This is a genomic window from Pseudomonas sp. AN-1 (genome assembly GCF_034057115.1).
Lineage (GTDB): Bacteria > Pseudomonadota > Gammaproteobacteria > Pseudomonadales > Pseudomonadaceae > Geopseudomonas.
This window is the reverse complement of sequence record NZ_CP139195.1, coordinates 2264259-2282443: the sequence shown is the minus strand read 5'-3', so window position 1 is coordinate 2282443 and position 18185 is coordinate 2264259. Positions and strand designations below refer to the sequence as shown.

The following is an 18185-nucleotide window of genomic DNA, read 5'->3' as shown; positions in this document are numbered from 1 at the left end:
GCCGCGCGCATGAAAAAGGCCCCGGCGCGGTTGCGCGGGGGCCTCGGTGCTGCGGGGCGGGCGTCAGCCGCCCAGGTAGGCCTTGCGCACCTCCGGGTTGGCCAGCAGCGCCGCGCCGCTGTCCTGCAGGACGATGCGGCCGTTCTCCAGCACGTAGCCGCGGTCGGCCAGCCTGAGCGCCTGGTTGGCGTTCTGCTCGACCAGGAACACGGTGACGCCGTCCTCGCGCAGCTGCTCGATGATCTCGAAGATCTGCTGGATGATGATCGGCGCCAGCCCCAGCGACGGCTCGTCGAGCAGCAGCAGGCGCGGCTTGCTCATCAACGCGCGGCCGATGGCGAGCATCTGCTGCTCGCCGCCGGACATGGTGCCGGCGCGCTGGGCGTAGCGTTCCTTGAGGCGCGGGAACAGCGCGAGAACCTTGTCCATCTGTTCCTGGTAGTCGCCCTTGGCGGTGAAGAAGCCGCCCATGGCCAGGTTCTCCTCCACCGTCAGGCGGGCGAACACCCGCCGGCCCTCGGGGACGATGGCGATGCTCTTGCGCATGATGTCGCAGGAGTCCTGGCCGACCAGCTCCTCGCCTAGGTAGCGGATGCTGCCGCTGGCGGCGCGCGGCGAGCCGCACAGGGTCATCAGCAGGGTGGACTTGCCGGCGCCGTTGGCGCCGATCAGGGTGACGATCTCGCCCTTCTGCACCTCGAGGCTGACCCCGTGCAGCGCCTGGATCTTGCCGTAGAAGGTGGAGACATTCTCGAATCTCAGCATGGTTCAGGCTTCCCCCAGGTAGGCCTTGATCACGTCCGGATTGCTGCGGATCTGCTCCGGCGTGCCGTCCGCCAGGGGGGTGCCCTGGTTGATCACGTAGATGTGGTCGGAAATGCTCATCACCAGGTGCATGTCGTGCTCGATCAGCAGCACGGTGACGCCATGCTCGGTGCGCAGCATGCCGATCAGCTGCTTGAGCTCCTCTGTCTCGCGTGGGTTGAGGCCGGCGGCCGGCTCGTCGAGCATCAGCAGCCGCGGGCGGGTCATCATGCAGCGGGCGATCTCCAGGCGTCGCTGCTGGCCGTAGGCCAGGGTGCCGGCGGGGCGGTTGGCCACCTCGAGCAGGTCGACGCGGTCCAGCCAGTGGGCGGCGTACTCCATGGCGTCCTGCTCGCTGCGGCGGAACGCCGGGGTCTTCAGCAGGCCGCCGAGGAAGTTGGTGTTGAGATGGCGATGCTGGGCCACCAGCAGGTTCTCCACCGCGGTCATGTCCTTGAACAGGCGGACGTTCTGGAAGGTGCGGACCACGCCCTTGCGGGCGATCTGGTGGCCGGGCAGGCCGTGGATCGCCTCGCCCTTGAGGACGATGCTGCCGCCGGTGGGCTGGTAGAAGCCGGTCAGGCAGTTGAACACCGTGGTCTTGCCGGCGCCGTTGGGACCGATCATCGACACCACCTGTTTCTCCTCGACGTCGAGGCGGACGCCGTTGACCGCCAGCAGGCCGCCGAAGCGCATGGAGAGGTCGCGGACCTCGAGCAGGGGACGGCTCATCGACGCACCTCCAGATGCGGGCGCTGCATCGGCAGCAGGCCTTGCGGACGCCAGATCATCATCAGCACCATCAGGGCGCCGAACATCAGCATGCGGTATTCGTTGAACTCGCGGGCCAGCTCGGGCAGCAGGATCATCACCACCGCGGCGAGGATCACGCCGAGCTGCGAGCCCATGCCGCCGAGCACGACGATGGCGAGGATGATCGCCGACTCGATGAAGGTGAACGACTCGGGGCTGACCAGGCCCTGGCGCGCGGCGAAGAAGCTGCCGGCGAAACCGGCGAAGCAGGCGCCGAGGGTGAAGGCCGACAGCTTGATCAGCGTCGGGTTGAGGCCCAGCGCGCGACAGGCGATCTCGTCCTCGCGCAGCGCTTCCCAGGCGCGCCCCAGCGGCATGCGCAGCAGGCGGTTGATCACGAACAGGGCCAGCAGCACCAGCAGCAGGGCGATCAGGTAGAGGAAGATCACCTTGTGGTTGGAGTTGTAGGCGATGCCGAGGAACTCGTGGAAGGTCTGCATGCCCTCCGGTGCGCGGCGCTCGAAGGTCAGGCCGAACAGGGTCGGCTTGTCGATGCCGCTGATGCCGTTGGGGCCGCCGGTCAGCCAGGTCATGTTGCGCAGCAGGATGCGGATGATCTCGCCGAAGCCCAGGGTGACGATGGCCAGGTAGTCGCCGCGCAGGCGCAGCACCGGGAAGCCGAGTAGGAAGCCGAACAGCGCGGCCATGGCCCCGGCGATCGGCAGGCAGGTCCAGAAGCCCAGCCCGTAGTAGTGCGACAGCAGGGCGTAGCTGTAGGCGCCGACCGCGTAGAAGCCGACGTAGCCCAGATCGAGCAGGCCGGCCAGACCGACCACGATGTTCAGGCCGAGGCCGAGCATCACGTAGATCAGGATCAGGGTGGCGATGTCCACCGCGCCGCGCGAGCCGAAGAACGGCCAGACCAGGCCGACCACGATCAGCGCCAGCACGCCCCAGCGCTGGGTCGAGGGCAGGGTGAGGAAATTGCCGGCGCCGCCGGACAGGCTGGGCAGGCGCGGGAGGCCGGCGCAGGCCGAGGCGACGCGCTCGCGGCTCAGTTGCCAGACGAACATGGCCAGCGCGCAGGCGGCGATGGTCCACAGGGTGAGCGGGCTGGCGCCATGCACCTCGACGCGGATGCCCACGGTGGTCAGCTTGAGGCCGAGCACCGGGTAGGCCACGGCGAGCACCAGCAGGGCGCTGAAGAAGGCGGTCTTGAGGTTCCTGTTCATACCTTTTCCACCTCCGGGCGGCCGAGGATGCCGGTCGGGCGGAACAGCAGCACCAGGACCAGCAGGCCGAAGGCCACCACGTCCTTGTACTGGTCGCCGAACAGGTCGGCGCCGAACGCCTCGGCGACGCCGAGCAGCAGGCCGCCGAGCATGGCGCCGGGGATGCTGCCGATGCCGCCGAGCACCGCGGCGGTGAACGCCTTGATGCCGGCGAGGAAGCCGATGTGCGGGTTGATCACGCCGTACTGCATGCCGAGCAGCACCGCCGCCACGGCGGCCAGCGCGGCGCCGATGACGAAGGTCAGGGCGATGATGCGGTTGCTGTCGATGCCCAGCAGGTTGGTCATCTTGATGTCCTCGGCGCAGGCGCGGCAGGCGCGGCCGAGGCGCGAGCGGGAGATGAACAGGGTCAGGCCGAGCATGGTCGCCAGGGTGACGACGAAGATCAGCACCTGCATGTAGGAAAGCACCACGCCGTTCATGGCGCTTTCGCCGAACACGAAGTTGCCCGGCAGCAGGCTGGGGATGGCCTTGTCCTTGGAGTCCTGAGCCAGCAGCACCTGGTTCTGCAGGAAGATCGACATGCCGATCGCCGAGATCAGCGGGATCAGCCGGTTGCTGCCGCGCAGCGGGCGGTAGGCGACCCGCTCGATGCTGTAGCCGTAGGCGCTGGTGACGACGATGCTGGCGGCGAAGGCGGCGAACATCACCAGCGGCAGGCTGTCCAGCCCCATCAGACTGAGGCCGGCGATGGCGATGAAGGCCACGTAGGAGCCGATCATGTACACCTCGCCGTGGGCGAAGTTGATCATGCCGATGATGCCGTAGACCATGGTGTAGCCGATGGCGATCAGCGCGTAGGTGCTGCCGACCGTGAGGCCGTTCACCAGCTGTTGCAGGTAGTGGTAGAGCTCGGGCATGACGCCTCTCCTGAGGATCCCGGCGGCGCTGACGGGTGCGCAAGCCTCGGCCGCTGGCCGGTCCGGTGGTCCATGCGTCCGGAGCTTTGCCTGCACCTGTGTCGTACGGGCCGGTCGCCCGGGCGCGCAGGGATCGAATCCGCCAGCGCCGGCGGGATCCTCCGCCGGCGCTGCCTGGTCGTGTCACGGCCGGATAGATGACCGGCCGGGCGGTTGCGTTACTTGGCGAGAGTCTTGGTGCCGTCGGCGTGCCACTCGTAGACCACGAAGCTGAAGTCCTTGAGGTCACCCTTCTCGTCGAAGGCCAGGGCGCCGGTGGGCGTCTCGAAGGTGTTGCTGCGCAGGGCTTCGGCGACCTTGACCGGATCGGTGCTGTCGGTCTTGTCGATGCTTTCGGCGATCACCTGCACGGCGGCGTAGGAGGGGAACACGAAGGGACCGGACGGATCCTGCTTCTTGGCCTTGAACGCCTCGACCAGCGCCTGGTTCTTCGGATCCTGGTCGAAGGACTTGGGCAGGGTCACCAGCATGCCTTCGGAGGCCGGGCCGGCGAGGGCGGAGATTTCCGAGTTGCCGACGCCTTCCGGGCCCATGAAGCGCACCTTCAGGCCCTTCTCGGCGCTCTGGCGCATCAGCAGGGCGAGTTCCGGGTGGTAGCCGCCGTAGTAGACGAAGTCGACGCCGGCCTGCTTGAGCTTGGCGATCAGCGAGGAGAAGTCCTTGTCGCCGCTGTTGATGCCTTCGAACATCGCGACCTTGACGCCGGCCTGCTCCAGGGTCTGCTTGACCGCGGTGGCGATGCCTTCGCCGTACTGCTGCTTGTCGTGGATCACTGCGACGTTGCTCGGCTTGATCGTCTCGGCGATGAACTTGCCGGCGGTCGGGCCCTGCAGGCTGTCCAGGCCGATGGTGCGGAAGATCATCTGGTAGCCGCGCGCGGTGATGTCCGGGCTGGTGGCGGCCGGGCTGATCATCAGGATGCCTTCGTCCTCGTAGATGTCGGACGCCGGCTGGGTGGAGCTGGAGCAGAGGTGGCCGACGACGAAGGAGATGCCGTCGTTGACCACCTTGTTGGCGACCGCCACGGCCTGCTTGGGATCGCAGGCATCGTCGTAGTGCACGCCCTCGAGCATCTGGCCGTTGACCCCGCCGGCCTTGTTGATCTGCTCGATGGCCATTTCCGCACCGACGAACTGCATCTCGCCGTATTGCGCCACCGGACCGGTGATCGGGCCGGCGATGGCGATCTTGATGGTGTCGGCGGCCAGGCTGTGGCTGGCGACCCCGGCCAGGGCGAGGGCGGCGAACAGCCGGGAAAGCTTCCCTGTGACTTTGCTCATATGTGCTCCACTGTTGTCATCGTTTTATGTGGTGCAGATCGGGGCTCAGCCGCCAATCTGCAACAAGCTTCTGATCCCGCATCTAAGTTGCCGTGTCGGCAAGCAAAAAGCCAGTGCCCGAGAGTCTGGCGACACGCCGTGCCGCGTCCTGGCCGTGGCGTAATCTTTACGCTGCCGCCGGGGCGCGGACTTGTCTGGCGGACTCCGGGCGCTATCATGGCGCCCCCCGATCGAAGGTACCTTCCATGTCTGCACCCAATTCAGAACCTAGCACTCTCTATACCAAGCTGCTCGGTGAGACCGCGGCGATTTCCTGGCAGGAACTGCAACCCTTCTTCGCCCGCGGCGCGGTGCTGCGCGTGGAGGGCACTCAGGACCTGGTGGCGGTGGCCGAGGCGCTGGCTTGCGACGACAAGGACAAGGTCACCCGCTGGCTGACCTCGGGCGACCTGCGCAAGCTGGGCGTGCTGGATGCCGAGGACTACCTGGCCCGCGATCCGCAGCTGTGGGCGGTGGTGGTGGCCCCCTGGGTGCTGGTGCAGGAGCGCCTGGCGGCGCCGGCCCTGCACTGATCCGGTGCGGCGTGGCGCGCCGGCAAAGCCGAACTAGACTGACGGAGTTCCGACACAGGAGTTCTGCCATGTTCGAGCCCGGTCACGTGCACGTCTCCAACCCGGTGGCTGCCTTAGGCTTGCCGACCTACAACGTGGACCTCTATTACGAAGTGCGCCCGGGCTCCAAGGCGGGCCCGGTGGTGCACTTCCGCATGGTTGGCGAGATCGCCGAGAAGCCTTTCGAGGAAGAGTTCGAGATGTCCCACGACACCGCATTCAACTTCGCCGGCACCATCGGCAAGGTCGCGGCCCGGCACGGGATGCCGATCAACCACAGCCCGGTCGTGCGCCATCACAAGGAATTCGACGCCACCTTCGCGGATCTGCGCACCAAGCTCAGGGCGGCGGTCGGTGGGCCGCTGAGCGCCCACGACCCGAACGCGGAAAGCTGACGGCCGTCAGTGGCTGACCCAGCGCTGGCGCGCCCAGCCGCTCAGCGCGTCCACTGCCAGCACCAGCAGCAGCATGGCGAGGATCACCGTGGCGGCCTGGGCCTGCTGGAACAGGCTGAGGCTGACGTAGAGCATCTGCCCGAGGCCGCCGGCGCCGACGAAGCCGAGCACGCTGGCCATGCGGATGTTGTTCTCCCAGCGGTACAGCATGTAGGCGATCAGCTGCGGCCATACCCCCGGCAGGGTGCCGTAGACGAAGGCCGCCACGCGCCCGCCGCCGGCCAGGCGGATCGCCTCGCCCGGCTCGGCCGGGGTGTTCTCCAGCGCCTCGGCGAACAGCCGGCCGAGCACGCCGGCGGTGTGCAGGGCCAGTGCCAGGGTGCCGGCGTTAGGACCGAGGCCGGCGGCCAGCACCATCAGCGCCGCCCACACCAGTTCCGGAATCGAGCGCAGCGCGTTGAGCATCAGGCGCGCCAGCGCTCCGGCGGCGCGGCCGAAGCGCCCGGCCGCGGGCAGCGCCAGCAGCAGGCCGAGCAGGGCGGCGAGCAGGGTGCCGAGCGCCGACATGGCCAGGGTCTCCAGGCTGGCGCGGCCGATGGCGGCGAGGTGCGCGCCGGAGAAGTCGGCGGGGAAGAAACCGGTGGCGTAGTCGGCCATCAGCGCTAGGCTGCGCGGGCTGGTAAGTCCGGAGAAGTCCAGGCCGAGGCCGGTGAAGGACGCGGCGACGGCCAGCATGATCGCCAGCAGCAGGCCGTAGTTGAGGGCGCGCTTCATGTCAGCCGGCTCCGCAGCAGGCGGCTGAGCTGGTCGGCCAGCAGCACCAGGGCGAAGAAGGTCAGCAGCATGCTGGCCACCTCGCCGCCGGCGAACATGCGCATCGACAGGTCGATCTGCTGGCCGAGGCCGCCGGCGCCGACGAAGCCCATCACCACCGAGGCGCGGATCGCGCATTCCCAGCGGTACACGGTGTAGGAGAGCATCTCCGCCGCCGCGTTGGGCAGCACGCCGTAGGCGAACGCCGCCAGCCGGGGGCTGCCGGCGGCGAGCAGGGCGCGCGCCGGGCGTGGGTCCACCGATTCGCAGATTTCCGCGTAGACCTTGCCGAGCATGCCGCCGTAGGTGATGGCGATGGCCAGCACCCCGGCGGTCGGGCCGAGGCCGACGGCGCGCACGAACAGCAGCGCCCAGACGATCTCCGGGATACTGCGCAGCACGATCAGCAGGGCGCGCACCGGCCAGCGCAGCGCGCTGCTCCACCAGCGCGGGCGGCCGCCGCGCGCCAGCGCCGATACCGACAGCACGCGGGTGGCGGCGAGCGCGCAGGGCACGGCGATCAGCCAGGCCAGGGCCATGCCGGCGGTGGCGATGGCCAGGGTTTCCAGGGTGGCGCGGCCGAGCAGGGCGAGGAACTCGGCATCGTGTGCCGGTGGCCAGAAGGCGGCGACGAAGCTGCCCATGGTGGCGGCGTTGCCTGAGTCCAGCAGCACGGCGAGGTTCAGCTCGCTGAGCGACAGCCCCGGCCACAGCAGGGCCAGGGCCAGGATGGTCAGCAGCAGGCGCGGCAGGGCGGCGGGGTCGCGCAGGGTGGCCGCGCCGGCGGCAGGCGGTGAACTGGTCAGCATCGCGGGATGGTCACGATCTGCGGCGCAGGGGTCGGCGAGGCGGGCGATGGCTGGTCGAGCTGCTCGTTGGCGTACAGGGCGTCCAGCGCCTGCGGGGTCACCTCGTGAGTCGGCAGGTCGAAGGCGATGCGCCCGTCGCGCACGCCGACGATGCGCGGGAAGTGGTTGAGTGCCAGCTCCACCGCATGCAGGCTGGCCAGCAGGGTGACGCCGCGCGCTTCGGCCTCGCGGGTCAGCACGCCGAGGGTATGGCTGGCCAGCACCGGATCCATGGCCGACACCGGCTCGTCGGCGAGGATCAGCTCGGCCTGCTGGTACAGCACGCGGGCGATGCCGACGCGCTGCAGCTGGCCGCCGGAGAGCTGGTCGCAGCGCTCGAACAGCTTGTCTGCCAGGTCGAGGCGCGCGAGGGCGTCGCGCACGCCGCTGGCATCCAGTGGATGGACGAGGTTGAGCAGGCCCTTCCACAGCGGCCACTGGCCGAGGCGGCCGGCGCCCACCGCGGTGACCACGCGCTGGCGCGGCGGCAGCGGCGGGCTCTGGTGGACCAGGCCGAGGCGCGCGCGCAGGCGCCTGCGCGCCGCGCCGGCCAGGCGCCACGGCTGTTCGCCGAGCAGTTCCAGGCGGCCTTCGGACGGCTGCAGGCTGGTGGCCAGCAGACGCAGCAGGGTGGTCTTGCCGGCGCCGGACGGGCCGATGATGGCCAGCCGCTCGCCGCGGTCGACCGTCAGATTCACATCCTGCAGGGCGCGCCGACCGTTGGCGTGGGTCAGGCCCACGCCGGTCAGGCGCACGGTCACTTCAGCAGGCCGGCGGCGCGGGCGGCTTCCTCGATGCCGGCGTAGTTTTCCGGCTTGGTTTCGATGAAGCGGCTGGCGGCCTGCAGGTCGAGGATCGCCTTGTGCTCCGGGTTGGCCGGGTCGAGGGCGAGGAACGCCTGCTTGATCTTCGCGGTCAGCGCGGGATCCAGGGTGCCGCGCACGGTCCAGTTGTAGTCGTAGTAGGTCGGGGTGGTGGCGAACACGTGTACCTTGGCGGTGTCGACCTTGCCGGCGGCGACCAGCTTGTCCCACACCGAGGCGTTCAGCACGCCGGCGTCGACCTTGCCGGCCTGCACCCAGGCCACGGTGGCGTCGTGGGCGCCGGAGAAGGCCACGCGGGAGAAGAACTGCTCGGGCACGATGCCGTCCTTCTGCATGAAGTAGCGCGGCATCAGGCTGCCGGAGGTGGAGGACACCGAGCCGAAGGCGAAGGTCTTGCCCTTGAGGTCCTGCAGCGACTTCACGTTGGCGTCGGCGCTGATGAACTTGCTGGTGAACTTCTCGTCCTGCTCGCGCTGCACCAGCGGAATGGCGTTGCCGGTCTTCAGGCGGGTCTGCACGAAGGTGAAGCCGCCCAGCCAGGCCAGGTCGACGCGGTCGGCGGCGATGCCCTCGACCACCGCAGCGTAGTCGGCCACCGGGACGAACTCGACCGGCATGCCCAGCTCCTTCTCCAGGTAGGCGCCCAGCGGCTTGAACTTGCGCAGCAGCTCGGTGGGCGCCTCGTCGGGGATGGCGGAAACCTTGAGGGCATCGGCGGCCTGGGCGGCCAGGGCGGAAACGGACAGGGCGATGGCGGCGGCGAGCGCCAGGGTGCGCTTGAGCATATGAATCTCCGGTTCAATAGCGGAAACGTTCGGGCGCGAATTATAGGAGGCCGCGCGTGCTTTTGCGCGGCTTTTGCCGGCCGGCGCGCCGGGTTGGCCGGAAGGCCAATCGGTAGGCCGGCGCGCGACTGCTAAGATGGAGTTTTTCCGCTGCGGAGATGGACATGAGCGATACCTTGCCGGCCCTGGCCTTTGCCGGCATCGGCCTGATGGGCCTGCCGATGAGCCGCCGCCTGCTGGCCGCAGGCTTTCCCCTGAGCGTATGGAACCGCAACCCGGCCAAGTGCGAGGCGCTGGTGGACGCCGGCGCGCAGGTGGTGGTGCATCCGGGCGACCTGTGCCACGAGGCGGACGTCGTCATGCTCTGCCTGGCCGACACCGCCGCAGTGCGTGAGGTGGTGTTCAGCCCCGGCGGCATCGTCGAGACCGGCCTGCCGGGGCAACTGCTGGTGGACTTTTCCAGCTGCGATCCGGCGGCGACCCGCGAGATGGCCATCGAGCTGGAGGAGCGCTGCGGCATGCGCTGGGTGGATGCGCCGGTGTCCGGCGGCACCCCGGGTGCCGAGGCCGGCAGCCTGGCGATCATGGCCGGCGGCGCGGCGGACGACATCGAGCGGCTGCGACCGGTCCTCGCCCACCTCGGCCAGCGCGTGACGCGCATGGGCGAGGTCGGCGCCGGGCAGGTGACCAAGGTGTGCAACCAGATGATCGTCGCCTGCAACGCCCTGGTGATCGCCGAGGTGGTGGCGCTGGCCGAGCAGGCCGGGGTGGACGCCAGCCTGCTGGCGCCGGCGCTGGCCGGCGGTTTCGCCGACTCGAAGCCTTTGCAGATCCTCGCCCCGCAGATGGCCGAGAGCCGCTTCGAGCCGGTCAAGTGGCACGTGCGCACCCTGCTCAAGGACCTCGACACCGCGGTCAAGCTGTCCCGCGAGCAGGGCTCGGCCACGCCGATGAGCGGCCTTGCCGCGCAGCTGATGCGCCTGCACGGCAGCCAGGGCAATCTGGAGCGCGATCCGGCGACCCTGGTCGAGCTGTATCGCCGGGAGGACGAGGCATGAAGCTCGCCGCCAACCTGAGCATGCTGTTCACCGAGCTGCCGCTGGCGGAGCGCATCCGGGCGGCGACCGAAGCCGGCTTCGCCGGGGTGGAGATCCAGTTTCCCTACGAGGTTCCGGCCCACGAGCTCAAGGCCGCGCTGCAGGCGGCGGGGCTGCCGCTGGTGCTGATCAACCTGCCTGCCGGCGACCTGATGACCGGTGGTCCGGGGCTGGCGGCGGTGCCCGAGCGCCAGGCCGAGTTCGATGCGGCGCTGGCCCAGGCGCTGGTCTATGCCGCCGGCGTGCGTCCGCGGTTCGTCAACGTGCTGCCTGGCCGGCTGGCCGAGGGCGTGAGCCGCGAGGCGGCTCTGGAAACCCTGGTCGGCAACCTGCGCCGATCGGCCGAGGCCTTTGCGCCGCTGGGCATCCGGGTGCTGGCCGAGGCGATCAACCCCCTCGACATGCCGGGCTTCCTGATCAATACGCCGGATGATCTGATCGGGCTGGTGGAGGCGGTGGACCACCCCAACTTCGCCGCCCAGCTCGACCTCTACCACATGGCCCGCCAGGGCCTGGACCTGCCGGCGAGCGTCGCCGCGCTGGGCGGACGCATCGGCCACGTGCAGTTCGCCGACTGCCCGGGGCGCGGCGCGCCGGGCTCCGGCTCGGTGGATTTCGCGGCGGCGCTGGCGGCGCTGCGCGAGGCGGGTTACGACGGCTGGCTGGCGGCCGAGTACCGGCCGGGGGAGGCGGGCACCGCCGCCAGCCTGGAGTGGCTGGGGCAGTGGCGGTCACGCTGAGCGTGTAGGGTGCGCACGGCCCTACGACGGGACGGCGGGCAATCGCGCAGCGTTGCCCACCTCGTCCTGCGTAGCATTTAGCCGGCGACCAGCACGCGGATCGCCTCCAGGCGCAGGGCGGCCTTGTCGAACAGGGCGATGCCCTGCTCGCGCTGCCGGCGCAGGCTGTCCAGCTCGCTGTCGCGCACGCTGGGGTTGACCGCGCGCAGCGCCTCCATGCGGGCGACCTCTTCCTCCAGCTCGGCGGCGAAGCGGCGGGCGGCCTCGCTGACCCGCTCGGCGTGCTGCGGGGCGACCTTGGCCTCGCCCTTGGCGATCAGCTTGGCCAGCACGTCGCGCTGGGCCTGGACGAACTTGTTGGAGCTGATCCGCGGCACGCTTTCCAGCTGGTCGTGCAGGGCCTCGAAGCTGACCCGCGCGGCCAGGTCGTTGCCGTTGGCGTCGAGCAGGCAGCGCAGCGCCGCCGGCGGCAGGTAGCGGCCGAGCTGCAGGGCGCGCGGGGCCACCACCTCGCTGACGTAGAGCAGCTCGAGCAGCAGGGTGCCGGGCTTGAGCGCCTTGTTCTTGATGATCGCCACCGAGGTGTTGCCCATGGTGCCGGACAGCACCAGGTCCATGCCGCCCTGCACCATCGGGTGCTCCCAGGTGAGGAACTGCATGTCCTCGCGGGCCAGCGCCTGGTTGCGGTCGTAGGTGACGGTCACGCCCTCGTCGTCGCCGAGCGGGAAGCCGGCGTCGAGCATCTTCTCGCTCGGCTTGAGGATCAGCGCGTTCTCCGAGTGGTCCTCGCTGTCGATGCCGAAGGCGTTGAACAGCTCCTCCATGTAGATCGGCAGGGCGAAGTCCTCGTCCTGTTCGAGGATCTCGGCGGCCAAGGCCTCGCCCTCGCCGGCGCCGCCGGAGTTGAGCTCCAGCAGGCGGTCGCGGCCCTTGTGCAGCTCGGCCTCCAAGCTCTCGCGGGCGGCGCGGCCTTCGGCCAGCAACTGCTCCCATTCGCCGTCGTCGCCGCCTTCCAGCAGCGGCAGCAGGCGCGCGCCGAACTGCTGCTGCAGGGCGTTGCCGGTCGGGCAGGTGTTGAGGAAGGCGTTGAGGCCCTGGTGGTACCAGTGGAACAGGCGCTCCTGGGCGCTGTTCTCCAGGTAGGGCACGTGCAGCTGGATGGTGTGCTGCTGGCCGATGCGGTCGAGGCGGCCGATGCGCTGCTCGAGCAGGTCGGGGTGGGCCGGCAGGTCGAACAGCGCCAGGTGGTGGGCGAACTGGAAGTTGCGGCCCTCGCTGCCGATCTCCGAGCAGATCAGCACCTGGGCGCCGAACTCCTCGTCGGCGAAGAAGGCGGCGGCGCGGTCGCGCTCGAGGATGCTCATGCCCTCGTGGAATACCGTGGCCGGGATGCCGGAGCGCACGCGCAGGGCTTCCTCGAGATCGAGGGCGGTCTCGGCGTGGGCGCAGATCACCAGCACCTTGGTCTTCTTCAGCATCTTCAGGGTGTCGATCAGCCACTCGACGCGCGGATCGAAGCGCCACCAGTGCTGGCTGTCGTCGCCGCCGTCGTCCAGCTGCGCCTGGTAGCCGACTTCCGGATAGAGGTCGGCGTGCTCGTCGACCGGCAGCTCCAGGTACTCGGCCGGGCTCGGCAGCGGGTAGGGATGCAGCTGGCGCTCGGGGAAGCCCTGCACTGCGGCGCGGGTGTTACGGAACAGCACGCGGCCGGTGCCGTGACGGTCGAGCAGCTCGCGGATCAGCCGCGCGCGGGCTTCCTCGTCGCCGCCCTCGACACTGGCCAGCAGGGCATCGCCCTCGCTGCCGAGGAAGCCGTGGATGGCGGCGCGCGCCTCCTGGGACAGCTTGCCGTGGTCGAGCAGCTCCTGCACCGCGGCAGCCACCGGCTGGTACTGGGCGCTCTCGGCGCGGAACGCCTCGAGGTCGTGGAAGCGGTCCGGGTCGAGCAGGCGCAGGCGGGCGAAGTGGCTTTCCAGGCCGAGCTGCTCGGGGGTGGCGGTGAGCAGCAGCACGCCGGGGATCTGGCTGGCCAGGTCCTCGACCAGGCGGTATTCGGCGCTGGCGCCTTCCGGGTGCCAGACCAGGTGGTGCGCCTCGTCGACCACCAGCAGGTCCCAGCCGGCGTCGCGCACGGCCTGCTGGGCGCGACCGTCGTCACGCAGCCAGTCGAGGGCGACCAGCGCCAACTGGCAGTCCTCGAAGGGATTGTCGGCGTCGCTGGCGAGGAAGCGCTCGGCGTCGAACAGGGCGACTTCCAGATTGAAGCGCCGGCGCATCTCCACCAGCCACTGGTGCTGCAGGTTCTCCGGCACCAGGATCAGCGCGCGGCGGGCGCGGCCGGAGAGCAGCTGGCGATGCAGGATCAGGCCGGCCTCGATGGTCTTGCCCAGACCCACTTCGTCGGCCAGCAGCACGCGCGGGCTGGCGCGGTCGGCCACCTCGCGGGCGATGTGCAGCTGGTGGGCGATCGGCTGGGCGCGCGCGCCGGACAGGCCCCACAGCGCCGACTGCTGCAGGCGGCTGGCGTGCTGCAGGCTCTGGTAGCGCAGGGCGAACCAGGGCAGCGGATCGATCTGCCCGGCGAACAGGCGGTCGCTGGCCAGGCGGAACTGGATGAAGTTGGACAGCTGGGTTTCCGGCAGCGAGCGGCTTTCGTTGTCGGCGTTGATGCCGTGGTAGACCAGCAGGCCGTCGACGTCCTCGACCTCCTGCACGGTCAGCTTCCAGCCCTCGAAGTGGGTGATCTCGTCGCCCGGCGAGAAGCGCACGCGGGTCAGCGGCGCGTTGCGCAGCGCGTACTGCCGGGTATCGCCGGTCGCCGGATAGAGGACGGTGAGCAGGCGGCCGTCCTGCGCGAGGATGGTTCCCAGCCCCAGTTCCGCCTCGCTGTCACTGATCCAGCGTTGCCCCGGTTGATACTGCGCCATGCATGTCTCCAGACACGAAAGAGGAAAGGCGGCATTTTAGCGGAAGGGCGCAGGGCAGGCCAAAGCGATCGCGAGCTGGCGGCAGGCGGACAACTGCCGCATCATGCAGGCATCCCCATCCACTGCGCCGGAAGACGCCATGAGTGACGAGACCCTGATCGACTTCGCCGCCGAGCGCGAGCGGCGCATCCACGACCTGCACGAGAAGCGCCTGCAGGACGTCCGCCAGCTGTTCGAGCAGGCCCTGCCGCTGACCGCGAAGAAGAAGGCCAAGAGCCGCGGCAAGCCGAAGAAGCGCTGAAGCCGCATCCTCGCGCGCCAGGGCGCGCCGTTTTTCCCAGGTCGGGCGCCACAGATGGCGCCCGCGGTGTTTCTGGTGCGCCGTTTTTCGCGCAGGGCGTCCTGCCCGGGTGCCGCTCCGTTGATCTGCGTCAGGATTAGCCCGCCTTCACCGGCAGGGTCGTTGGTGCCAGTTGATCCGGGTCAATTTCCCCTGCCCGGGTATGGGTAATCTGGCTTCAACAGCAGGACATGAGCGGAGAACGAGCCATGTTTATGGACGAGGTAGTAATCGCCGGCATCGTGATCGTCGTACTGACGGCCGGCTTCCTGGGTGGATTTGGATATTTCGTCTGGAAGGACGCACAGAAAGGCAGCAAGAAGTAGAGATCCTTCCCGACTCACGAGCACGCAAGGCATTTGGGGCGACTTCGGTCGCCCGTTTTTTTTGCCTGCAGAAAAGCACAGCGCCCGCACGAATGCGGGCGCTGGCGTTTCCGAGGGGCTCAGCCGACGGTGATCGGCGGCAGCTCGGTCAGGGCGATGCGCAGCTTGTCCTGCGGCGCCATCACCTCGGCCTCGCCTTCCACCACCGCCTTGCCCTGCTGGTTGAGCACGCGGGTGGCGATGCGCACGCGGTTCTTCGGCAGCTTCTCCAGCACCTCCAGCTCGACGCTGAGCTCGTCGCCCAGCTTCACCGGACGAGTGAAGCGCAGGTTCTGGCCGAGGTAGATGGTCCCCGGGCCGGGCAGGGTGGTGGCGATGGCCGCGCTGATCAACGCGCCGGTGAGCATGCCGTGGGCGATGCGCTCCTTGAACTGGGTGGTGGCGGCGTACTCGGCGTCCAGGTGCACCGGGTTGCGGTCGCCGGAGACTTCGGCGAACAGCTGCACGTCGCGCTCCGCGACGCGGTGCGGATAGCTGGCCTTCTGGCCGACCTGCAGTTCGTCGTAGGGGGTGTTCTCTACCAGGCTCATGCGTTCTCCTTGAGCGAGAGGGGCTAGGGGGCTGGCGCACGCCGGCCCTGAGCCTTCAGGTTACCGCGTCGCCGCGACGCTGTTCAGCCCCGTGGCCCAGTGCTGCTGTTATCCTCGGGGGTGTCCGCTTGCAGCGCATGCTGCTGCGGGCCATACATAACAAGAGCGCCAGGGCAGGCAGCCGCGTCAGCGGGGCTGGCGACCGGTGCAGCCACACGCGGGGGAGAGGCGCGATGAGCGAGAACTTCTGGACGGACAAGTACCCGGCAGGCATTGCCAGCGAGATCGATCCCGACCGCTACCCGAACATCCAGGCGGTGCTGCGCGAATCCTGCCAGCGCTTCGCCGACAAGCCGGCGTTCAGCAACCTCGGCCGCAGCCTCAGCTATGGCGAGCTGTACCAGCTGTCCGGCGCCTTCGCCGCCTGGCTGCAGGAGCACACCGACCTGGTGCCCGGCGACCGCATCGCCATCCAGCTGCCCAACCTGCTGCAGTTCCCGGTCGCGGTGTTCGGCGCGCTGCGCGCCGGGCTGGTGGTGGTCAACACCAACCCGCTGTACACCGCGCGGGAGATGCAGCACCAGTTCAACGACTCCGGCGCCAAGGCGCTGGTCTGCCTGGCCAACCTCGCCCATCTGGCCGAGCAGGTGCTGCCGCACACCGCCATCCGCCACGTGGTGGTCACCGAGGTCGGCGATCTGCTGCCGGCGCCCAGGCGCTGGTTGGTCAACGCCGCGGTGCGCTACGTGAAGAGGATGGTGCCGCACTACCACCTGCCGCAGGCGGTGAAGTTCACCGAGGTGCTGGCACGCGGGCGCGGCCGGCCGCTGCGCGAGGCGCAGCCCAAGGCCGACGAGGTGGCGGTGCTGCAGTACACCGGCGGCACCACCGGGGTGGCCAAGGGCGCCATGCTCAGCCACCGCAACCTGATCGCCAACATGCTGCAGTGCCAGGCGCTGATGGCCGCCAACCTCGGCGAGGGCTGCGAGACCCTGGTCACCCCGCTGCCGCTGTACCACATCTACGCCTTCACCTTTCACTGCATGGCGATGATGCTGCTCGGCAACCACAACCTGCTGATCACCAATCCGCGCGACCTGCCGGCGATGGTCAAGGAACTGGGCCGCTGGAAGTTCAGCGGCTTCGTCGGCCTCAACACCCTGTTCGTCGCCCTATGCAACAGCGAGGACTTCCGCCGCCTCGACTTCTCCGCGCTGAAGCTGACCATCTCCGGCGGCATGGCCCTGCAGCAGGCGGTGGCCGAGCGCTGGAAGGAGGTCACCGGCTGTGCCATCTGCGAGGGCTACGGGCTGACCGAGACCAGCCCGGTGGTATCGGTCAATCCGCGCCAGCACAACCAGCCCGGCACCATCGGCATTCCCATGCCCTCGACCCAGTGCAAGGTGATCGACGAGGCCGGCAACGACCTCGGTCTCGGCGTGCCCGGCGAGCTGTGCGTCAAGGGTCCGCAGGTGATGAAGGGCTACTGGCAGCGCCCGGAGGCCACCGCCGAGGTGCTCGGCGCCGACGGCTGGCTGAAGACCGGCGACATCGCGGTGATCCAGGCGGACGGCTACATACGCATCGTCGACCGCAAGAAGGACATGATCCTGGTGTCCGGCTTCAACGTGTACCCCAACGAGCTGGAGGAGGTGCTGGCCAGCCTGCCGGGGGTGCAGATGGGCGCGGCCATCGGCGTGCCGGACGAGCGCAGCGGCGAGGCGATCAAGCTGTTCGTGGTGCGCAAGCCCGGCGCCGAGCTGAGCGAGGAGCAGGTGCTGGCGCACATGCGCGCCAACCTGACCCGCTACAAGGTGCCGCACCACGTGGAGTTCCGCGACTCGCTGCCGACCAGCAACGTCGGCAAGATCCTGCGCCGCGAGCTGCGCGAGGAGGAGCTGAAGAAGCGCGCGGCGGCCTGAGTCAGGCGCCCGCCGGACCGGCCGCGAGCAGCGTGTCCAGCTCTGCGAGCAGCTCGCGGGTGGCTGGGGTCGGATGGCTCGACCAGATGGCGTACACCCGGCGCTTGGGCGCGTCGGCGACCGGGATGCGCGGCAGGCCGACGAAGGTGGCGGCGCTGCTGGCCGGTGCCAGACCGACCGCCAGGCCGCCGCGGGCCAGGCGCTCCAGCAGGAGCAGGTGGCTGATCTCGAAACTCACCCGATGTGCCAGGCCGAGGGCGGCGAAGGCCTCGTCAGTCTGCTGGCGCGCGCTGCTGCCGGCGGGGAAGTCCACCAGCGGCAGGTCCTGTAATTCCTCCAGACGCAGACGCGCGCGGTCGGCCAGCGGGTGTCCGGGGGGCAACACCGCGACCAGTTCCTCCTCGACCAGCAGGCGCTTCTCCACGCCCGGTAGCGGCTTGCTGGTCGCCACGCCGACGAACGCCAGATCGATGCTGCCCTTGCGCACCTCCTCCAGCAGCAGGTCGCTGTGCTCCTGGCGCAGGCCGATGTCGATGTGCGGGAACCGGCGGTGGAAGGCAGCCAGCAGCTCGACGATGTCGAACAGGTCGAGCGAGGAGATCGCTCCGACGGTCAGGCAGCCGCGCACCTCGCCGGCCACCGCGGCCACCTGGGCGGGAATCCGCCGGGTCGTCTCCACCACCTGGCGCGCCTCGCGGAGCAGCGCCTCGCCGGCCGGGGTCGTCACCACCCGGCGCGGCCGACGCTCGAACAGGGGCGCGCCCAGCTCCTCCTCCAGGCGGGCGATCTGGTGGCTGAGCGCGGACTGCACCACGTTGCAGCGCTGCGCCGCGCGGGTGAAGTGGCCTTCCTCGGCGAGGGCGATGGCGAATTCGAGCTGCTTGAGGTTCATGGCTTTCAATCCTTTTTATAGATTTC

The 18185-nt window shown here is 69.3% G+C and carries 19 protein-coding genes; 7 read left to right on the top strand and 12 right to left on the bottom strand.

Translation table 11 applies throughout. From position 1 onward, the window contains the following. Window positions 1–63: 63 nt before the first annotated feature. From SK095_RS10670 to SK095_RS10650, 5 genes are all read right to left on the bottom strand, one after another. Complete coding sequence (locus SK095_RS10670; protein WP_320548844.1) at window positions 64–765, bottom strand: ABC transporter ATP-binding protein; 702 nt, start codon at window positions 763–765, stop codon at window positions 64–66. A gap of 3 nt (window positions 766–768) precedes the next feature. Then, window positions 769–1536: a high-affinity branched-chain amino acid ABC transporter ATP-binding protein LivG gene (gene livG / locus SK095_RS10665; RefSeq protein ID WP_320548843.1), complete on the bottom strand. Its 768-nt coding sequence runs from the start codon at window positions 1534–1536 to the stop codon at window positions 769–771. Then, complete coding sequence (locus SK095_RS10660) at window positions 1533–2789, bottom strand: high-affinity branched-chain amino acid ABC transporter permease LivM (protein WP_201487953.1); 1257 nt, start codon at window positions 2787–2789, stop codon at window positions 1533–1535. The genes livG and SK095_RS10660 overlap by 4 nt, the downstream gene beginning before the upstream one ends. Next, a complete protein-coding gene (livH, locus tag SK095_RS10655; RefSeq protein ID WP_320548842.1) occupies window positions 2786–3709 on the bottom strand; it encodes a high-affinity branched-chain amino acid ABC transporter permease LivH in 924 nt (307 codons plus the stop codon). The genes SK095_RS10660 and livH overlap by 4 nt, the downstream gene beginning before the upstream one ends. Window positions 3710–3927: 218 nt before the next feature. Next, the gene (locus SK095_RS10650) at window positions 3928–5049 is read right to left on the bottom strand and encodes a branched-chain amino acid ABC transporter substrate-binding protein (RefSeq protein WP_136490574.1); all 1122 of its coding nucleotides are present in this window, start codon (window positions 5047–5049) and stop codon (window positions 3928–3930) included. Window positions 5050–5294: 245 nt separating this feature from the next. On the opposite strand from SK095_RS10650, the gene SK095_RS10645 reads away from it, so the two are divergent. Further along, window positions 5295–5621 (top strand): DUF2288 domain-containing protein, encoded by a 327-nt coding sequence (locus SK095_RS10645; RefSeq protein WP_320548841.1) that lies wholly within the window; start codon window positions 5295–5297, stop codon window positions 5619–5621. 68 nt (window positions 5622–5689) lie between these two features. Beyond that, complete coding sequence (locus SK095_RS10640) at window positions 5690–6055, top strand: DUF5064 family protein (protein WP_201487955.1); 366 nt, start codon at window positions 5690–5692, stop codon at window positions 6053–6055. A gap of 6 nt (window positions 6056–6061) precedes the next feature. Here SK095_RS10640 and phnE read toward each other — a convergent pair whose 3' ends face one another. Genes phnE through SK095_RS10620 form a run of 4 tightly spaced genes read right to left on the bottom strand, consistent with a single transcriptional unit; the run spans window position 6062 to window position 9325 of the window. Beyond that, window positions 6062–6829, bottom strand: a complete 768-nt coding sequence (gene phnE / locus SK095_RS10635) for a phosphonate ABC transporter, permease protein PhnE (RefSeq protein ID WP_320548840.1) — start codon at window positions 6827–6829, stop codon at window positions 6062–6064. Beyond that, complete coding sequence (locus SK095_RS10630; RefSeq protein ID WP_320548839.1) at window positions 6826–7677, bottom strand: ABC transporter permease; 852 nt, start codon at window positions 7675–7677, stop codon at window positions 6826–6828. The genes phnE and SK095_RS10630 overlap by 4 nt, the downstream gene beginning before the upstream one ends. Continuing rightward, on the bottom strand, window positions 7671–8477 hold the full coding sequence (locus tag SK095_RS10625) for a phosphonate ABC transporter ATP-binding protein (protein ID WP_320548838.1): 807 nt from the start codon (window positions 8475–8477) through the stop codon (window positions 7671–7673). Before SK095_RS10625 ends, SK095_RS10630 begins: the two co-directional genes overlap by 7 nt. Continuing rightward, the gene (locus tag SK095_RS10620) at window positions 8474–9325 is read right to left on the bottom strand and encodes a putative selenate ABC transporter substrate-binding protein (protein WP_320548837.1); all 852 of its coding nucleotides are present in this window, start codon (window positions 9323–9325) and stop codon (window positions 8474–8476) included. The genes SK095_RS10625 and SK095_RS10620 overlap by 4 nt, the downstream gene beginning before the upstream one ends. Window positions 9326–9489: 164 nt before the next feature. Here SK095_RS10620 and SK095_RS10615 point away from each other — a divergent pair, with 164 nt between their 5' ends. Together SK095_RS10615 and SK095_RS10610 are read left to right on the top strand one after the other, a co-directional pair. Next, window positions 9490–10383 (top strand): NAD(P)-dependent oxidoreductase, encoded by an 894-nt coding sequence (locus tag SK095_RS10615; protein ID WP_320548836.1) that lies wholly within the window; start codon window positions 9490–9492, stop codon window positions 10381–10383. Beyond that, window positions 10380–11162, top strand: coding sequence for a hydroxypyruvate isomerase family protein (locus tag SK095_RS10610; protein ID WP_320548835.1), 783 nt, complete (start codon window positions 10380–10382; stop codon window positions 11160–11162). The genes SK095_RS10615 and SK095_RS10610 overlap by 4 nt, the downstream gene beginning before the upstream one ends. Before the next feature lie 77 nt (window positions 11163–11239). On the opposite strand, the gene rapA is transcribed toward SK095_RS10610, so the two are convergent. Next, window positions 11240–14089, bottom strand: a complete 2850-nt coding sequence (gene rapA / locus SK095_RS10605; RefSeq protein ID WP_320548834.1) for an RNA polymerase-associated protein RapA — start codon at window positions 14087–14089, stop codon at window positions 11240–11242. A 139-nt stretch (window positions 14090–14228) separates the two neighbouring features. Between rapA and SK095_RS10600 the strand changes: the two genes are divergently transcribed. Together SK095_RS10600 and ccoM are read left to right on the top strand one after the other, a co-directional pair. Next, complete coding sequence (locus SK095_RS10600; RefSeq protein ID WP_168772537.1) at window positions 14229–14390, top strand: hypothetical protein; 162 nt, start codon at window positions 14229–14231, stop codon at window positions 14388–14390. Between the two features lie 248 nt (window positions 14391–14638). Then, window positions 14639–14755, top strand: coding sequence for a cytochrome c oxidase subunit CcoM (gene ccoM / locus SK095_RS10595; protein WP_280142154.1), 117 nt, complete (start codon window positions 14639–14641; stop codon window positions 14753–14755). A gap of 119 nt (window positions 14756–14874) precedes the next feature. Here the strand turns inward: ccoM and SK095_RS10590 are convergent, their stop codons facing one another. Next, complete coding sequence (locus SK095_RS10590) at window positions 14875–15345, bottom strand: MaoC family dehydratase (RefSeq protein ID WP_201487962.1); 471 nt, start codon at window positions 15343–15345, stop codon at window positions 14875–14877. A 233-nt stretch (window positions 15346–15578) separates the two neighbouring features. Between SK095_RS10590 and fadD1 the strand changes: the two genes are divergently transcribed. Beyond that, window positions 15579–17267, top strand: coding sequence for a long-chain-fatty-acid--CoA ligase FadD1 (fadD1, locus tag SK095_RS10585; RefSeq protein WP_320548833.1), 1689 nt, complete (start codon window positions 15579–15581; stop codon window positions 17265–17267). A gap of 1 nt (window position 17268) precedes the next feature. Here fadD1 and SK095_RS10580 read toward each other — a convergent pair whose 3' ends face one another. Then, window positions 17269–18159 carry a LysR family transcriptional regulator gene (locus SK095_RS10580; RefSeq protein WP_320548832.1) on the bottom strand — a complete coding sequence of 297 codons (891 nt, stop codon included), beginning with the start codon at window positions 18157–18159 and terminating at the stop codon, window positions 17269–17271. Window positions 18160–18185 lie beyond the last annotated feature (26 nt).

Bases quoted from the DNA above. Each gene is read 5' to 3' on its own strand.
- SK095_RS10640 (WP_201487955.1), top strand. From the start codon at position 5,690: ATGTTCGAGCCCGGTCACGTGCACGTCTCCAACCCGGTGGCTGCCTTA.
- SK095_RS10580 (WP_320548832.1), bottom strand. From the start codon at position 18,159: ATGAACCTCAAGCAGCTCGAATTCGCCATCGCCCTCGCCGAGGAAGGC.
- SK095_RS10670 (WP_320548844.1), bottom strand. From the start codon at position 765: ATGCTGAGATTCGAGAATGTCTCCACCTTCTACGGCAAGATCCAGGCG.
- livH (WP_320548842.1), bottom strand. From the start codon at position 3,709: ATGCCCGAGCTCTACCACTACCTGCAACAGCTGGTGAACGGCCTCACG.
- livG (WP_320548843.1), bottom strand. From the start codon at position 1,536: ATGAGCCGTCCCCTGCTCGAGGTCCGCGACCTCTCCATGCGCTTCGGC.
- ccoM (WP_280142154.1), top strand. From the start codon at position 14,639: ATGTTTATGGACGAGGTAGTAATCGCCGGCATCGTGATCGTCGTACTG.
- SK095_RS10630 (WP_320548839.1), bottom strand. From the start codon at position 7,677: ATGCTGACCAGTTCACCGCCTGCCGCCGGCGCGGCCACCCTGCGCGAC.
- SK095_RS10615 (WP_320548836.1), top strand. From the start codon at position 9,490: ATGAGCGATACCTTGCCGGCCCTGGCCTTTGCCGGCATCGGCCTGATG.
- fadD1 (WP_320548833.1), top strand. From the start codon at position 15,579: ATGAGCGAGAACTTCTGGACGGACAAGTACCCGGCAGGCATTGCCAGC.
- SK095_RS10600 (WP_168772537.1), top strand. From the start codon at position 14,229: ATGAGTGACGAGACCCTGATCGACTTCGCCGCCGAGCGCGAGCGGCGC.
- SK095_RS10620 (WP_320548837.1), bottom strand. From the start codon at position 9,325: ATGCTCAAGCGCACCCTGGCGCTCGCCGCCGCCATCGCCCTGTCCGTT.
- SK095_RS10660 (WP_201487953.1), bottom strand. From the start codon at position 2,789: ATGAACAGGAACCTCAAGACCGCCTTCTTCAGCGCCCTGCTGGTGCTC.
- SK095_RS10645 (WP_320548841.1), top strand. From the start codon at position 5,295: ATGTCTGCACCCAATTCAGAACCTAGCACTCTCTATACCAAGCTGCTC.
- phnE (WP_320548840.1), bottom strand. From the start codon at position 6,829: ATGAAGCGCGCCCTCAACTACGGCCTGCTGCTGGCGATCATGCTGGCC.
- SK095_RS10590 (WP_201487962.1), bottom strand. From the start codon at position 15,345: ATGAGCCTGGTAGAGAACACCCCCTACGACGAACTGCAGGTCGGCCAG.
- SK095_RS10610 (WP_320548835.1), top strand. From the start codon at position 10,380: ATGAAGCTCGCCGCCAACCTGAGCATGCTGTTCACCGAGCTGCCGCTG.
- SK095_RS10650 (WP_136490574.1), bottom strand. From the start codon at position 5,049: ATGAGCAAAGTCACAGGGAAGCTTTCCCGGCTGTTCGCCGCCCTCGCC.
- rapA (WP_320548834.1), bottom strand. From the start codon at position 14,089: ATGGCGCAGTATCAACCGGGGCAACGCTGGATCAGTGACAGCGAGGCG.